This window comes from Rahnella sp. CJA17(1/100), assembly GCF_963881615.1.
Taxonomy (GTDB): Bacteria; Pseudomonadota; Gammaproteobacteria; order Enterobacterales; family Enterobacteriaceae; genus Rahnella; species Rahnella aceris.
Window position 1 is genome coordinate 185,024 of the sequence record NZ_CAWOJA010000093.1, and the last position, 14,124, is coordinate 199,147.

Consider the following 14,124-nt stretch of genomic DNA (forward strand, 5'->3'; position numbering starts at 1 on the left):
GACATTCAAGAAGGAAAATGGAATGAACAGCGAATTGCCGTGGTGGAAAAACGGCGTGATTTACCAGATTTATCCCAAGAGTTTTCAGGACACCACGGGCAGCGGCACCGGTGATATCAACGGCATCACACAGCGTCTGGATTACCTGAAAACCCTTGGCGTTGATGCGATATGGCTGACGCCGATGTACCTGTCGCCGCAGATTGATAACGGCTACGACGTGGCCGATTACTGCGAGATTGACCCGGCTTACGGCACGCTCGAAGACTTTGAACGGCTGACTGCAGAAGCGCATCAGCGTGGGATCCGCATCGTGATGGATATGGTGTTTAATCATACCTCGACGCATCACGAGTGGTTCCGCCAGTCGCAGGATGCGGGCAGCCCGTTCCGGCCTTTCTATATCTGGCGTGATGGGGCAACGGAGGGCGGACCGCCGAATAACTGGCGCTCCAAATTCGGTGGCGGTGCCTGGCAATGGCACGAAACCAGCGGCCAGTATTACCTGCATCTGTTCGCCACCGAGCAGGCCGATCTGAACTGGGAATACCCACCGGTGCGCGAGGCGCTGAAAAAAGTCTGCCAGTTCTGGGCGGATAAGGGCGTCGACGGGCTGCGGCTGGACGTGATCAATCTGGTGTCGAAACAACAGGATTTCCCGACCGACGATGCCGGTGATGGCCGGCGCTTTTACACTGACGGTCCGCGTATTCATGAGTTCCTGCAGGAATTCAGCCGTGACGTATTTAAGCCGCTGGGGCTGATGACCGTCGGCGAAATGTCTTCAACGAAGCTGGAGCATTGTCGCCGTTACGCCGCCAATGACGGCAGCGAACTGTCGATGACCTTTAACTTCCATCACCTGAAAGTCGATTATCCGAACGGTGAAAAATGGGCCGATGCACCGCCGGATTTCGTGCAGCTCAAGCAGATTTTCCGCGAGTGGCAGCAGGGAATGCACGGTCACGCCTGGAATGCGCTGTTCTGGTGTAATCACGATCAGCCGCGCATTGTGTCGCGCTTTGGCGATGAAGGCGCGCTGCGCACGACGTCTGCCAAAATGCTGGCAATGGTGCTGCACGGCCTGCAGGGTACGCCGTATATTTATCAGGGCGAGGAAATCGGCATGACCAATCCGGGCTTTGAACATCTCGAACAATATCGCGATGTGGAAAGCCTGAATATGTTTGCCGAACTGAAAACTGACGGGCGCAGCAACGAAGAACTGTTGCGTATTCTGGCGAGGAAATCACGGGACAACTCGCGTACGCCGATGCAGTGGAATGCCGGGGAACAGGCCGGATTTACTTCCGGCACGCCGTGGATTTCCGTCAGCCACAACGCGCAGGACATCAATACCGAACAGGCACTGGCGGATAAAGACTCGGTATTTTATCTGTATCAGCAACTGATCCGCCTGCGCAAAACGCTGCCGGTACTGACCGATGGCGATTATCAGGATTTGCTGCCAGAACATCCGCAGTTGTGGTGTTATACCCGTCAGGCGTCAGGCAAAACCTTGCGCGTGGTGGCAAACCTGAGCGGGCAGGAGCAGACACTTACGCTGGCAGAATTAGATGGCAACACGCTGCTGAGTAATTACGCCTCGCCTGCCATTTCCGGCACGCTTCGTCCGTACGAATGTCTCTGGCAACTCGCCGGATAGTCTGAATTCCCCCTTCTGTCGGGTCGGTCACAGTCGTGGCTGACCCGTTTATTTTGTATGCATCCCCTTATAAAACAACAGGCAAAATTCAGGCCAGAATTTACATTTGGTCATCAATTCCTCCGCCGAAAAAATTCTTTGTTTCAGGTCAATAAAATGAGAATTAACGCTCGCGCAGATCCTACATCTAGTGTGTATAGTACACACCCAACCCAATATATAGCGGTTTTCCGCAAATGCCACACAACCGGCCTGTAAGCCTTGTGGGGCGCGGGATCCGTCCAAAAGGAGTATCATTGTGAAGGCAGACAGACAGGAAACCGTACCCGCAAAATCCACCAAAATGCAGCCCATCGTGATTAAGCGGGATGGTTGTCAGGTCCCTTTCGATGAAGTTCTGATCAAACAAGCGGTGCAACGCGCAGCCGAAGCCGCCGGTATCGACAGCATTGGTTATTGCGCGCAGGTTGCCCGTATTGTGGCAGAGAATCTGCAAGATCAGGCGCGCGTCGATATCCATGAAATTCAGGATGCGGTTGAAAACCAGCTGATGGCGGGGCCGCACAAGAAACTGGCGCGTGCCTATATTGAATACCGCCATGACCGCGACGTGAAACGTGAAATGCGCGGACGCCTGAATCAGGAAATCCGTGGTCTGGTTGAGCAAAGCAATATGGCGCTGCTCAACGAAAACGCCAACAAAGACAGCAAAGTTATCCCGACCCAGCGCGATTTACTCGCCGGGATTGTGGCCAAGCATTACGCCAAACAGCATATTTTACCCCGTGACGTGGTGCTGGCGCATGAACGCGGCGAAATTCATTATCACGATCTGGATTATTCGCCGTTCTTCCCGATGTTTAACTGCATGTTGATCGACCTGAAAGGCATGCTGAATCACGGTTTCAAAATGGGCAATGCTGAAATTGACACGCCAAAGTCGATTTCAACGGCAACCGCCGTCACCGCACAGATTATCGCGCAGGTCGCCAGCCACATTTACGGCGGCACCACCATTAACCGCATCGACGAAGTGCTGGCGCCGTTTGTTACCGCCAGCTTCAACAAACATCGTCAGACCGCTGAAGAATGGCAGATTGCCGATGCCGAAGCGTTCGCCCGTAACCGTACCGAGAAAGAGTGTTATGACGCATTCCAGTCGCTGGAATATGAAGTCAATACGCTGCACACCGCCAACGGCCAGACGCCGTTTGTTACCTTCGGTTTCGGTCTCGGCACGTCGTGGGAATCACGCCTGATCCAGCAGTCTATTTTGCGTAACCGCATTGCCGGGCTGGGTAAAAACCGCAAAACCGCCGTGTTCCCGAAACTGGTGTTTGCCATCCGCGACGGCCTGAACCATAAAGCCGGCGATGCCAATTACGACATCAAGCAACTGGCTCTCGAATGCGCCAGCAAGCGCATGTATCCGGACATTCTTAATTACGATCAGGTGGTGAAAGTCACCGGTTCGTTCAAAACCCCGATGGGCTGCCGCAGTTTCCTGGGCGTTTACGAAGAGAACGGCGAAATGATCCACGAAGGCCGCAACAATATCGGCGTGATCAGCCTGAACCTGCCGCGTATCGCGCTGGAAGCCAAACGCGATGAAGCGGCGTTCTGGACACTGCTCGACGAGCGTTTATTGCTGGCGAAAAAAGCGCTGATGACCCGCATTGCGCGTCTCGAAGGCATCAAGGCTCGCGTTGCGCCGATCCTGTACATGGAAGGCGCCTGCGGTGTGCGTCTGAAAGCCGACGACGATATTTCCGGCATATTCAAAAATGGTCGTGCCTCGATTTCGCTCGGCTACATCGGCGTGCATGAAACCATTAACGCGCTGTTCGGCGATCAGACCCACGTGTTCGATGCCAGTCAGTTACGCGAAAAAGCCGTGGCGATTGTCGCCCGCCTGAAAGCCGCCACCGACAGCTGGAAAGATGAAACCGGCTACGGCTTCAGCCTGTACAGCACGCCGAGCGAAAACCTGTGCGACCGTTTCTGTCGTCTGGATAAAGCCGAATTCGGCCTGGTGGCCGGTGTCACCGATAAAGGTTATTACACCAACAGCTTCCATCTTGACGTCGAGAAGAAAGTCAATCCGTATGAAAAACTCGATTTCGAAGCACCGTATCCGCCACTGAGCAACGGCGGGTTCATCTGCTACGGCGAATACCCGAACCTGCAGCACAACCTGAAAGCGCTGGAAGACGTGTGGGATTACAGTTACACCCGCGTGCCGTATTACGGTACCAATACGCCAATTGATGAATGCTACGACTGCGGCTATACCGGTGAATTCGAATGCACCAGCAAAGGCTTCACCTGCCCGAAATGCGGCAATCACGAGCCTTCCCGCGTGTCGGTCACCCGCCGCGTGTGCGGTTATCTCGGCAGCCCGGATGCGCGTCCGTTTAACGCCGGTAAGCAGGAAGAAGTGAAGCGCCGGATAAAACATCTGGGTAACGGTCAGCTGGGTTAATGTTTTGAGATTCCATCAATATTATCCAATCGACGTGGTGAACGGGCCGGGAACACGCTGCGTGCTGTTCGTTTCCGGCTGCGTCCACGAATGCCGCGGGTGCTATAACAAAAGCACCTGGCGGCTGGATTCCGGCAAACCGTTTACGCAGGAAGATGAAGACCGCATCATCGCCGATCTGCAAAACACGGTGATCCCGCGTCAGGGTTTGACGCTCTCCGGCGGCGATCCGCTGCATCCGCAAAATCTGTCGGCGGTGCGCCAGTTGTTAGTGCGCGTACAGACGGAATGCCCTGGCAAAGATGTGTGGATGTGGACAGGTTATACGCTCGGGGAACTGAGCGCTGAACAGCAGGAAGTCACCGCGTTAATCAACGTGCTGGTCGACGGGAAGTTCGTGCAGGAACTGAAAGACCCGTCACTTATCTGGCGCGGCAGCGGCAATCAGGTGATTCATTATTTGCGTTAATGCTTTCAGAGGGGAAATCACTCCCCTCACTTTTCTAAAATACACGCTGATAATCAGAAAACGAACCATGTTCTTCGACGTATTTATTTATCACCTCAATTCCTTTTTGATTTTCACGCCTCCATTTCTGCGCAGGTGTTTCGGGTATTAACGTAACAGGTAAATCATTGAATTCACGATTGAGTGCTTCTGACATACAAAGTCCTTTTGTAATTAATGTTTAAAAATACATCCGACAACCAGAGTGTAATTTGTACTGTTCATCCCGTAAATCACCCGCTTTCATTCCTGCGGGACGTCTTCCAACTCTTCACTTTCCTGCAACCAGACCTTCACCCAATTGTCACTTAGCGCGCCCAAGATGATGCCAACGCCACACTGAGGTTTGCATCATGACCCTTTCATACCGCTTTCAAATTTCCCCTGCTACTGCCCGTTTCTACCGCGCGAGGTATTCATTGTGATGAACTTATCTAGACATCCGACCAGTCACGCCAGGGTGTATCAGCAAATCGCTGCCGAACTGGAACAGGAACTGCGTAACGGTTACCGCTGCGGCGATTATCTGCCGCCGGAACAACAACTTGCCGAACGTTTTCAGGTAAATCGCCATACGCTGCGCCGTGCGGTGGATGAACTGGTGGATCGCGGCTGGCTGCAACGCCGTCAGGGCATTGGCACGCTGGTGCTGATGCGTCCTTACGATTATCCGCTGCATTCGCAGGCACGGTTCAGCCAGAACCTGCTGGATCAGGGCAGCCATCCGACCAGCGAACGTCTGCTGGCGGTGCTGCGTCCGGCGACCGATCACGTCGCGGCGGCGCTGTCACGGCAGGAAGGCGACACAATTATTCACCTGCGTACGCTGCGCCGCGTTAACGGCGTGCCGGTCTGTGTGATTGACCACTATTTGCCCGATCTCGACTGGTGGCCTGCATTGCAAAATTTCCATAACGGCTCGCTGCACGATTTTATCCGTGAAGAAATTAAGCAAAAGCTCAGCCGCCGCACCACCCGCATCAATGCCCGCCGCGCGCTGGCAAAAGAGAGCAAATTACTCGAAATCGTCCCGCAGGCACCGCTGCTGTGTGTCCGCACCCTGAACATTTGTGAAGGCAGCGATACGGTGGCGGAATACTCCGTCAGCCTGACGCGCGCCGACATGATCGAACTGACCATGGAGCACTGAATGGATCACCTGCAAACCCGCCAGCGCTGGATGTCGGTGCTGGCTCACAGCCGTCCCGATGAGCTGCTCGCCCACTGGCAGCCGCTGAATTTGTCCCCGCAATTTGAGCGCATCCGCGCCGCTGAAACCGGTCTGACCCAGCTTCAGGGGCGCATGGGCGGAACCGGTAAACGTTTTGTGATGGGCGATATGACTGTCACCCGCGCCGTCATTCAGTTAGACGGTGGCGTCTACGGCTACAGCTACGTCAGCGGTCGCAATAAACCGCACGCCGAACTGTGCGCGGTTATTGACGGCCTGCTGCAAATACAGGGCATGGATGAACTGCTGCATAAACGCGTGATAGCGCCTCTGGCCGCGCTGCAACAGGAACGCCGCCAGCAACGCGCCCGCGAGGTGGCTTCCAGCCGCGTCGATTTCTTTACTCTGGTTCGCGGAGAATAACTCATGTCACTTGTTGCCAGTTTTCAACATCCGGTTGCCGATGCGCAGTACAGTTTTCGCCGTATCCTCAAAGCGTTAAGCGAGCCTGGCGTCAGCGTGCAACTCCCCGCCATGCCTGGTTTCGGCGCTTTAGGTTCCGCCAGCGCCTGCGTGCTGCTGACACTTATCGATAACGACACGCCGCTGTGGCTGAGCGCCTCGCTCAACGATGAAATCCTGCGTAAAAACCTGCGCTTTCATACCGGCGCAGTGCTCACCGATGACCCGTCCTCTGTCAGTTTTGCGCTGGCCGATCCGGCGCTCGACAGCGCCACCCTGCTGGCTTTCCCCTGCGGTGATGAGATGTCGCCGGAGCTGGCCACCAGCGTGATTGTTCAGCTGGACAGCCTGACCGGCGGCACCCCGCTGCGTCTGCGCGGGCCGGGTATTGAAAACAGCCGGACCCTTTCTCCGCTGTTGCCTGATTGCGTACGCGACTATCTGCTCAACCGCCCTCACCGTTTCCCGCTGGGACTGGACTTTATGTTCACCTGCGGCGAAGAACTGATTGCCATACCGCGCACCACGCGCGTGGAGGTGTGCTGATGTACGTCGCCGTTAAAGGGGGTGAGAAGGCGATTGCCGCCGCTCACCAGTTGCTGGCGCACGAGCGCCGTGGCAATACCGGGGTAAATGAACTCGGTTGTGACCAGATCGAACAACAACTGGGCTTAGCCGTTGACCGTGTGATGAGCGAAGGCGGGATTTACGACCGTGAACTGGCCGCGCTGGCGATTAAGCAGTCCGGCGGTGATCTGGTTGAAGCCATTTTCCTGCTGCGCGCTTACCGCACCACCTTGCCGCGTCTGGCCACCAGCGAGCCGCTGAACACAAAATCGATGCGCCTCGAACGCCGGATTTCCGCCATTTATAAAGACTTGCCCGGCGGACAGGTGCTCGGCCCGACTTACGATTACACCCACCGTCTGCTGGATTTCGCGCTACTGGCCGAAGGTGAAGCGCCGTTCACACCCATAGCCGATGAACCCCAGCAGGAAGAGTGCGGCCATGTGTTTGATTTGCTGACGAATCAGCAACTGGCAGTTCGTGAAGAAGATGACGGCACCGAACCGGAAGATATCACCCGTACGCCGCCGGTGTTTCCGGCCTCCCGTGCAGCGCGCCTGCAACAACTGGTGCGCGGTGATGAAGGTTTCCTGCTGTCGCTGAGTTATTCCACCCAGCGCGGTTACGGACGCAATCACCCGTTCGCCGGTGAAATCCGTACCGGCTGGCTCACCGTCGAAATCGTGCCGGAAGAGCTGGGTTTTGCGATTGATATCGGCGAAATCCTGCTGACTGAATGCGAAATGGTGAACGGCTTTGTCGCGCCGGAAGACAAACCGCCGCACTTTACCCGTGGCTACGGGCTGGTGTTTGGTCGCGCCGAACGCAAAGCGATGTCGATGTCTCTGGTGGATCGCGCACTGCAAACCCGTGAATACAACGAGCAGATCAGCAGCCCGGCGCAGGATGAAGAATTCGTTTTGTCCCACGCCGATAACGTCGAAGCTGCCGGTTTTGTCTCGCATCTTAAATTGCCGCACTACGTCGATTTCCAGGCCGAACTGGAGTTGTTAAAACGCCTGCGCGCCGCGAAAGAACAGGACTCCGCCAATGAACAATAATGCAGCCCAAACGATCACCGGCTACAACCACGGTTATCTCGACGAACAGACCAAACGCATGATCCGACGTGGGATCCTCAAAGCCGTGGCGATCCCCGGTTATCAAGTGCCGTTCGCCGGTCGCGAGATGCCGATGCCTTACGGCTGGGGCACCGGCGGGATCCAGCTCACGGCCAGCGTGATCGGCGAAAAAGATGTGCTGAAGGTGATCGACCAGGGCGCGGATGACACCACCAATGCCGTGTCGATCCGCAAATTTTTCCAGAGCGTCGCGGGAGTGAAAACGACCGGGAAAACCGTGGAAGCCAGCCTGATCCAGACCCGTCACCGCATTCCGGAAACGCCGTTGCAGGAAGATCAGATCCTGATTTTCCAGGTGCCGATCCCTGAGCCTCTGCGCTTTATCGAACCGCGTGAAACCGAAACCCGCAAAATGCACGCGCTGGAAGAATACGGCGTGATGCAGGTGAAACTGTATGAAGACATCGCCCGCTTCGGCCATATCGCCACCACTTACGCCTATCCGGTGAAAGTGAATGACCGCTACGTGATGGATCCGTCGCCGATCCCGAAATTTGATAACCCGAAAATGAACATGATGCCCGCATTGCAGCTGTTCGGTGCCGGACGCGAAAAACGCATTTACGCCCTGCCGCCGTTCACCAAAGTCGAAAGCCTGGATTTCGACGATCATCCGTTCACCGTTCAGCAATGGGATGAACCTTGTGCGATCTGCGGTTCGCACCACAGCTATCTCGATGAAGTGGTGCTCGACGATCAGGGCAACCGCATGTTCGTGTGCTCCGACACTGACTTTTGTGCTCAGCAGGTTGAGCAACAGGCTTCAAACGAGGGTAACCGCTGATGAACACTCCGTTAAATCTCGCCGCCGAACCGCTGCTGTCGGTGAATAACCTGACCCATCTTTATGCGCCGGGTAAAGGCTTTTGCGATGTGTCATTCAATCTGTATCCCGGTGAAGTGCTGGGTATTGTCGGCGAATCCGGTTCCGGCAAAACCACGCTGTTGCAGTCGATTTCCGCCCGTCTTGCGCCGCAGGAAGGACAGGTCATCTACAACAACGGCCAGACCACTGCGCAGTCGCTGTATGACATGCCAGAAAGTGACCGCCGCCGTCTGCTGCGCACTGACTGGGGCGTGGTGCATCAGCATCCGATGGACGGCTTGCGCCGCCAGGTTTCTGCCGGTGGCAATATCGGCGAGCGTCTGATGGCGGTCGGTGAACGTCATTACGGCGATATCCGCAAGAAAGCCGGTCAGTGGCTGGAAGATGTCGAAATCCCCGTTTCACGTATTGATGACCTGCCGACCACGTTTTCGGGTGGGATGCAGCAACGTCTGCAAATCGCCCGCAATCTGGTGACGCATCCGCGTCTGGTGTTTATGGATGAACCGACCGGTGGCCTGGACGTGTCCGTTCAGGCGCGTCTGCTGGATCTGCTGCGCACGCTGGTGGTGGAAATGCAGCTGGCGGTGGTGATTGTCACCCATGACCTCGGCGTTGCCCGCCTGCTTGCACACCGTTTGCTGGTAATGAAGCAAGGTCAGGTGGTGGAAAGTGGTTTAACCGACCGCGTGCTCGACGATCCGCATCATCCATATACGCAGCTGCTGGTTTCTTCCGTGCTGTCCTGAATCTAATTCCAGAGAAAGAGTGACCAAAATGACGACGAAGCTCAGGGTCGAAAATCTCAGTAAAACTTTCGTTCTGCATAACCAGAACAGCGCCAGATTACCGGTGTTCAGCCACGCTTGCCTGACGGTCGATGCCGGGGAATGCGTGGTGCTGCACGGCCATTCCGGTAGCGGGAAATCTACCCTTTTGCGCTCGTTATACGGCAACTATTTGCCGGACAGCGGCAAAATTTGGGTCGAACATCAGGGTCAGCAGATTGATATGGTCAGCGCCGAAGCGCGCGAGATCCTGGCCGTTCGCCGCCATACGGTCGGCTGGGTCAGCCAGTTTCTGCGGGTGATCCCACGTATCAGCGCACTGAATCTGGTGATGCAGCCGCTGCTGGAACTGGGTGTGGATAAAGCGCAAAGCGAAGCCCGCGCCAGCGCGTTGCTGCGCCATCTGAATGTGCCGGAACGCCTGTGGCATCTTGCGCCCTCAACGTTTTCCGGCGGCGAACAGCAGCGCGTGAATATCGCCCGCGGCTTTGTGGTGGATTATCCGGTGCTGTTGCTCGATGAACCGACCGCCTCGCTGGATGCGACCAACCGCGCCGCCGTGGTCACGCTGATTGAACAGGCCAAAGCGCGCGGAGCAGCAGTAGTCGGGATTTTCCACGATGAAGATGTGCGCCAACGTGTTGCCGATCGTTTGTATGAAATGAGCCCGGAAACGGCGCCGGAGATGTCCGTATGATCATCAATAACGTCAGACTGGTACTCGACGATCAGGTTGTTGAAGGATCGCTTGAGATGAAAAATGGCGTGATCAGCGCCTTCGCAGACAGCAGCAGTCAGTTGCCGCAAGCGCTGGATGCGCAGGGAGGCTGGTTGCTGCCGGGTTTAATCGAACTGCACACCGACAATCTGGATAAGTTTTTCACGCCGCGACCGAAAGTGGACTGGCCCGCGCATTCTGCCATGAGCAGCCACGATGCGCTGATGGTCGCCAGCGGCATTACCACGGTACTGGACGCCGTCGCTGTCGGCGATGTGCGCGACGGCGGGCATCGTCTGGATAATCTGCAAAAGATGATCGACGCCATCATCAACAGCCAGAATGCCGGACTGAACCGCGCCGAACACCGGCTGCATCTGCGTTGCGAACTGCCGCATGAAACCACATTGCCGTTGTTCGAGAAGCTGATGGATACGTCAATACTGTCACTGGTTTCGCTGATGGACCATTCGCCCGGCCAGCGCCAGTTCGCCACACCGCAGAAGTATCGTGAGTATTATCAGGGCAAGTACAACCTTAACGACGAGCAGATGGACGACTATCAGGAAGAGCAAATAGCCCTCTCGCGCCGCTGGGCGCAGCCAAACCGTGAAGCGATTGCCGCACACTGCCGCGAGCGCAATATTTCGCTGGCCAGCCATGACGATGCGACTGCCGCGCATGTTGAAGAATCACTGGCACTCGGCAGCGTAATCGCCGAATTCCCGACCACTGAAGAAGCCGCGCGTGCATCGCACGCCAACGGTTTGCAGGTGCTGATGGGCGCACCGAATATCGTGCGCGGCGGGTCGCATTCCGGCAACGTCGCGGCGCACCATCTGGCCTCGCTCGGCCTGCTGGATATTCTCTCTTCCGATTACTATCCCGCCAGCCTGCTCGATGCGGTCTTCCGCATTGCAACTGACGACAATAACGCTTTCAGCCTGCCGCAGGCGGTGAAGCTGGTGACACGTAATCCGGCCAATGCGCTCGGATTGCAGGATCGTGGTGAAATCGCAGAAGGCAAGCGCGCTGATCTGGTGCTGGCACGGGCGCATGGCGATCATCACTACGTGCAAAACGTCTGGCGTCAGGGCATTCAGGTGTTCTGAGGGAATAAAAGTCTTGCTCCTCCCTCTTCACAGGGGAGGGAGCAGGCCGAATTCTTACTCAGCAAGGGAGAAAAAATGAGCCGTTTACTCTATCTGATGGGCGCTTCGGGTTCGGGAAAGGACAGTCTGCTGGACGCCCTGCGCCAGCATTTACCGGCCAGCGTCACCGTGGCACATCGTTATATTACGCGCCCCGCAGACGCCGGTTCGGAAAACCATATTGCGCTGAGCGAAGCCGAATTTCTTCAGCGTCGCCAGCAGGGGTTGTTCGCGCTGGAATGGCACGCGCATCAGTGCCGGTATGGCGTGGGCATTGAGATAGACCACTGGATGCAACTGGGCTGTCATGTGGTCATGAACGGCTCGCGCGCGCATCTGGAAAAAGCCCGTCAGCGTTATGGTCAGCGCCTGCTGCCGGTGTGTTTACAGGTCTCAGACGATGTGCTGGCCTCGCGCCTTTCGCAGCGCGGGCGCGAAGACGCGGCGCAAATTGCCTGTCGTCTTCAGCGCGCCAGAGAATATGCCAGCGCGCTGCCCGCCGGCTGCCATCTGCTAAACAACGATGGCGCATTGCAGGAAACTTTACAGCATCTTCTGGCTGTCCTTTCATTACCGGTCAGTGTGCCCGTTTATTCCGTAACTTCGCGATGAAGGATCCTATGACAGACATTATTTCTCCCTTTTCACTGGCTGAGGAACAAAATTACGCCCAGCCTAAAATCGGTCAGCAGGTCGAGCTGAACGGATCGCAACTCGGACAGTATGTGCATATTGCAGATAACGCGATCATCGAAGAAACGCAGATCGGTGATTACTCCTACACTGCCGGAAACAATCAGATCTTCTACGCGACGATCGGCAAATTTGTGTCAATCGCCACCTATGTGCGGATCAATCCCGGCAATCATCCGACTTATCAGCGTGTGGCGCAGCACCATTTTACTTACCGCAGTTCGGCGTACGGACTCGGTGAAGACGATCAGGATTTCTTTGACTGGCGGCGTGAGCATCACGTCACGGTCGGTAACGATGTGTGGATTGGCCATAACGCGGTGCTGATGCCTGGTGTGACCGTCGGCAATGGTGCAGTAATCGGCACGTCGGCGGTGGTGACCAAAGACGTCGGGCCATACTCCATCGTCGCGGGTGTGGCAGCGAAGAAGATTGGCATGCGTTTTGACGACAATATGATCGCCAGGATCGAGAAAAGTCAGTGGTGGAACTGGGATCATGAAACGCTGAAAGAAAGGATGCCAGACTTCAGAGATCTGGCGGTGTTTGCGGAAAAATATCTGTGAAGATCGACAGGGATCGGGCTTAAGGTCGGGCAGGCAGAAAATTTGCGTTTTTTGCCTGATACCTTATCACAAGGATCCGCTTCAGCGGATCACACCAATTAAAGTTCTTCAATGCTGGCGGCAATCTGATCGGACTCCAGCACGGTGATCCCGCCCAGACCGGCGTTAAAGGCCTGTTCCTGCAAGGCTTTTGCCACGACATCAGACTCAACGGCTTTCCATTTTCCTGGCAACATTTTGAATAACGGCGCACTCAGTTGTTCGAGCAGGCGCGGCGGATGACGCTGGCCAACCAGCAGAGACGGCCTGACCAGCGTGAGCAACGGCCAGCCCTGCTGCATCAGCGTCAGTTCCATTTCCCCTTTAGTACGGTTATAGAGGAAACGCGAATGCGCATCCGCACCGTGGGCGCTGACGGCCAGACAATGGCGTGCGCCCAGCTCCCGCGCTGCTTTGGCGCAATCGACCACCAGATCGTAATCGACTGCCCGAAATGCCTGTGCACTGCCCGCTTGTTTACGCGTGGTCCCCAGACAGCAGAACAGCAAATCAATCGGTTCATCGAGTGCGACAACCAGCGAGGTCAGATTCGCGCCCAGCGGATTAATCAGTTTATTGCCCGGTGGTAGCGGACGGCGGCTCGGCGCGACAATACGGCTGACACGTGGATCCAGTTGTAGCAGGCGTAAAAGCTCCCGCCCGATCAGCCCGCTTCCACCCAGCAGAAGAGCTTTTGCCATATCACTTCCTTTTAAATAACGGCATACAAATACAGAGAATTGAAGTGTTACCTGAATGTGAATATCACGCTATAAGACAGTTCCTGTTACTGCTGACAGTCAGACTCACTGCCGATCCCACAGCAGTTTCTTACCAAATCCCAGCGCGTTATCCGTCATTTTTATATGACTGAGTTTCAGCGCCCAGACCGGCGCTTTCATCGCGATGGCGACGGGGAAATGTTTGCAATACAGACTGCGTGCACGGCTTTCTTCCTCACCCTCAAGAACGGTCGCTTTGCCGCGATACTGAATGCCTTTAATCAGCGCGATGGTTTTCGGATGTGGCGCAATCGTCCCCACGATGTGGGGCGATCGGGACATCAGCGAACCATGAAGGGTTTTAAGTTCCGTCATGAAATACAGCGTCATGCTGTCCCCGTCGGTGACATAAAAACAATTAGCGCTCCACATTTCACCGTCAGCAGAGGCACACAGCGCCAGCACATGGTTCTTTTTCAGAAATTTCAGGATATGTTTCAGGTCATCAGGGTTATTCATCGCCGATCCTTATTTTCATTTCTCGCAGTTTAACGCGGTATGCCGATGTTTTGCCTCACTCTGTTGTGCCTTTCGGGTAAACTTACACAACCTTTTCTTTCCCA

The 14,124-nt window shown here is 55.7% G+C and carries 16 protein-coding genes; 13 read left to right on the top strand and 3 right to left on the bottom strand.

Annotated elements, in window-relative coordinates:
* Window positions 1–22 precede the first annotated feature (22 nt).
* The 3 genes from treC to nrdG all read left to right on the top strand — a co-directional run bounded on the left by treC (window position 23) and on the right by nrdG (window position 4,617).
* A complete protein-coding gene (gene treC, locus AACU55_RS25480) occupies window positions 23–1,666 on the top strand; it encodes an alpha,alpha-phosphotrehalase (protein WP_134706397.1) in 1,644 nt (547 codons plus the stop codon).
* Window positions 1,667–2,009: 343 nt separating this feature from the next.
* Entirely contained in the window at window positions 2,010–4,148 is a 2,139-nt protein-coding gene (gene nrdD / locus AACU55_RS25485; RefSeq protein WP_037034337.1) for an anaerobic ribonucleoside-triphosphate reductase, read from the top strand.
* A gap of 4 nt (window positions 4,149–4,152) precedes the next feature.
* Window positions 4,153–4,617, top strand: coding sequence for an anaerobic ribonucleoside-triphosphate reductase-activating protein (nrdG, locus tag AACU55_RS25490; RefSeq protein ID WP_134706399.1), 465 nt, complete (start codon window positions 4,153–4,155; stop codon window positions 4,615–4,617).
* 34 nt (window positions 4,618–4,651) lie between these two features.
* On the opposite strand, the gene AACU55_RS25495 is transcribed toward nrdG, so the two are convergent.
* The gene (locus tag AACU55_RS25495) at window positions 4,652–4,813 is read right to left on the bottom strand and encodes a type II toxin-antitoxin system CcdA family antitoxin (protein ID WP_131638608.1); all 162 of its coding nucleotides are present in this window, start codon (window positions 4,811–4,813) and stop codon (window positions 4,652–4,654) included.
* 267 nt (window positions 4,814–5,080) lie between these two features.
* On the opposite strand from AACU55_RS25495, the gene phnF reads away from it, so the two are divergent.
* From phnF to AACU55_RS25545, 10 genes are all read left to right on the top strand, one after another.
* Window positions 5,081–5,806: a phosphonate metabolism transcriptional regulator PhnF gene (gene phnF, locus AACU55_RS25500; protein ID WP_013573847.1), complete on the top strand. Its 726-nt coding sequence runs from the start codon at window positions 5,081–5,083 to the stop codon at window positions 5,804–5,806.
* A complete protein-coding gene (gene phnG, locus AACU55_RS25505) occupies window positions 5,807–6,250 on the top strand; it encodes a phosphonate C-P lyase system protein PhnG (protein ID WP_037034214.1) in 444 nt (147 codons plus the stop codon).
* 3 nt (window positions 6,251–6,253) lie between these two features.
* Window positions 6,254–6,835, top strand: coding sequence for a phosphonate C-P lyase system protein PhnH (phnH, locus tag AACU55_RS25510; RefSeq protein ID WP_037034216.1), 582 nt, complete (start codon window positions 6,254–6,256; stop codon window positions 6,833–6,835).
* Window positions 6,835–7,917 (top strand): carbon-phosphorus lyase complex subunit PhnI, encoded by a 1,083-nt coding sequence (locus AACU55_RS25515; RefSeq protein ID WP_134706401.1) that lies wholly within the window; start codon window positions 6,835–6,837, stop codon window positions 7,915–7,917. The genes phnH and AACU55_RS25515 overlap by 1 nt, the downstream gene beginning before the upstream one ends.
* Window positions 7,907–8,782, top strand: a complete 876-nt coding sequence (locus AACU55_RS25520) for an alpha-D-ribose 1-methylphosphonate 5-phosphate C-P-lyase PhnJ (RefSeq protein ID WP_013573843.1) — start codon at window positions 7,907–7,909, stop codon at window positions 8,780–8,782. Before AACU55_RS25515 ends, AACU55_RS25520 begins: the two co-directional genes overlap by 11 nt.
* Window positions 8,782–9,573: a phosphonate C-P lyase system protein PhnK gene (gene phnK / locus AACU55_RS25525; RefSeq protein WP_013573842.1), complete on the top strand. Its 792-nt coding sequence runs from the start codon at window positions 8,782–8,784 to the stop codon at window positions 9,571–9,573. The genes AACU55_RS25520 and phnK overlap by 1 nt, the downstream gene beginning before the upstream one ends.
* 28 nt (window positions 9,574–9,601) lie before the next feature.
* Window positions 9,602–10,309 (top strand): phosphonate C-P lyase system protein PhnL, encoded by a 708-nt coding sequence (phnL, locus tag AACU55_RS25530; protein ID WP_112197547.1) that lies wholly within the window; start codon window positions 9,602–9,604, stop codon window positions 10,307–10,309.
* A complete protein-coding gene (gene phnM, locus AACU55_RS25535) occupies window positions 10,306–11,442 on the top strand; it encodes an alpha-D-ribose 1-methylphosphonate 5-triphosphate diphosphatase (RefSeq protein ID WP_013573840.1) in 1,137 nt (378 codons plus the stop codon). Before phnL ends, phnM begins: the two co-directional genes overlap by 4 nt.
* A gap of 75 nt (window positions 11,443–11,517) precedes the next feature.
* The gene (gene phnN / locus AACU55_RS25540) at window positions 11,518–12,093 is read left to right on the top strand and encodes a ribose 1,5-bisphosphokinase (protein WP_134706403.1); all 576 of its coding nucleotides are present in this window, start codon (window positions 11,518–11,520) and stop codon (window positions 12,091–12,093) included.
* 8 nt (window positions 12,094–12,101) lie between these two features.
* A complete protein-coding gene (locus AACU55_RS25545; RefSeq protein WP_013573838.1) occupies window positions 12,102–12,740 on the top strand; it encodes an acetyltransferase in 639 nt (212 codons plus the stop codon).
* 98 nt (window positions 12,741–12,838) lie between these two features.
* Here the strand turns inward: AACU55_RS25545 and AACU55_RS25550 are convergent, their stop codons facing one another.
* Together AACU55_RS25550 and AACU55_RS25555 are read right to left on the bottom strand one after the other, a co-directional pair.
* On the bottom strand, window positions 12,839–13,480 hold the full coding sequence (locus tag AACU55_RS25550) for a hypothetical protein (RefSeq protein ID WP_013573837.1): 642 nt from the start codon (window positions 13,478–13,480) through the stop codon (window positions 12,839–12,841).
* 105 nt (window positions 13,481–13,585) lie between these two features.
* Window positions 13,586–14,020 (bottom strand): YhbP family protein, encoded by a 435-nt coding sequence (locus AACU55_RS25555; RefSeq protein WP_013573836.1) that lies wholly within the window; start codon window positions 14,018–14,020, stop codon window positions 13,586–13,588.
* Between the last annotated feature and the right edge of the window lie 104 nt (window positions 14,021–14,124).

What these genes read in the sequence shown, in the direction of transcription:
- AACU55_RS25550 (WP_013573837.1), bottom strand. Translation starts at nt 13,480, where the DNA reads ATGGCAAAAGCTCTTCTGCTGGGTGGAAGCGGGCTGATCGGGCGGGAG.
- phnL (WP_112197547.1), top strand. Translation starts at nt 9,602, where the DNA reads ATGACGACGAAGCTCAGGGTCGAAAATCTCAGTAAAACTTTCGTTCTG.
- phnG (WP_037034214.1), top strand. Translation starts at nt 5,807, where the DNA reads ATGGATCACCTGCAAACCCGCCAGCGCTGGATGTCGGTGCTGGCTCAC.
- AACU55_RS25520 (WP_013573843.1), top strand. Translation starts at nt 7,907, where the DNA reads ATGAACAATAATGCAGCCCAAACGATCACCGGCTACAACCACGGTTAT.
- AACU55_RS25515 (WP_134706401.1), top strand. Translation starts at nt 6,835, where the DNA reads ATGTACGTCGCCGTTAAAGGGGGTGAGAAGGCGATTGCCGCCGCTCAC.
- treC (WP_134706397.1), top strand. Translation starts at nt 23, where the DNA reads ATGAACAGCGAATTGCCGTGGTGGAAAAACGGCGTGATTTACCAGATT.
- AACU55_RS25555 (WP_013573836.1), bottom strand. Translation starts at nt 14,020, where the DNA reads ATGAATAACCCTGATGACCTGAAACATATCCTGAAATTTCTGAAAAAG.
- phnN (WP_134706403.1), top strand. Translation starts at nt 11,518, where the DNA reads ATGAGCCGTTTACTCTATCTGATGGGCGCTTCGGGTTCGGGAAAGGAC.
- phnM (WP_013573840.1), top strand. Translation starts at nt 10,306, where the DNA reads ATGATCATCAATAACGTCAGACTGGTACTCGACGATCAGGTTGTTGAA.
- phnK (WP_013573842.1), top strand. Translation starts at nt 8,782, where the DNA reads ATGAACACTCCGTTAAATCTCGCCGCCGAACCGCTGCTGTCGGTGAAT.
- phnF (WP_013573847.1), top strand. Translation starts at nt 5,081, where the DNA reads ATGAACTTATCTAGACATCCGACCAGTCACGCCAGGGTGTATCAGCAA.
- AACU55_RS25495 (WP_131638608.1), bottom strand. Translation starts at nt 4,813, where the DNA reads ATGTCAGAAGCACTCAATCGTGAATTCAATGATTTACCTGTTACGTTA.
- nrdD (WP_037034337.1), top strand. Translation starts at nt 2,010, where the DNA reads ATGCAGCCCATCGTGATTAAGCGGGATGGTTGTCAGGTCCCTTTCGAT.
- phnH (WP_037034216.1), top strand. Translation starts at nt 6,254, where the DNA reads ATGTCACTTGTTGCCAGTTTTCAACATCCGGTTGCCGATGCGCAGTAC.
- AACU55_RS25545 (WP_013573838.1), top strand. Translation starts at nt 12,102, where the DNA reads ATGACAGACATTATTTCTCCCTTTTCACTGGCTGAGGAACAAAATTAC.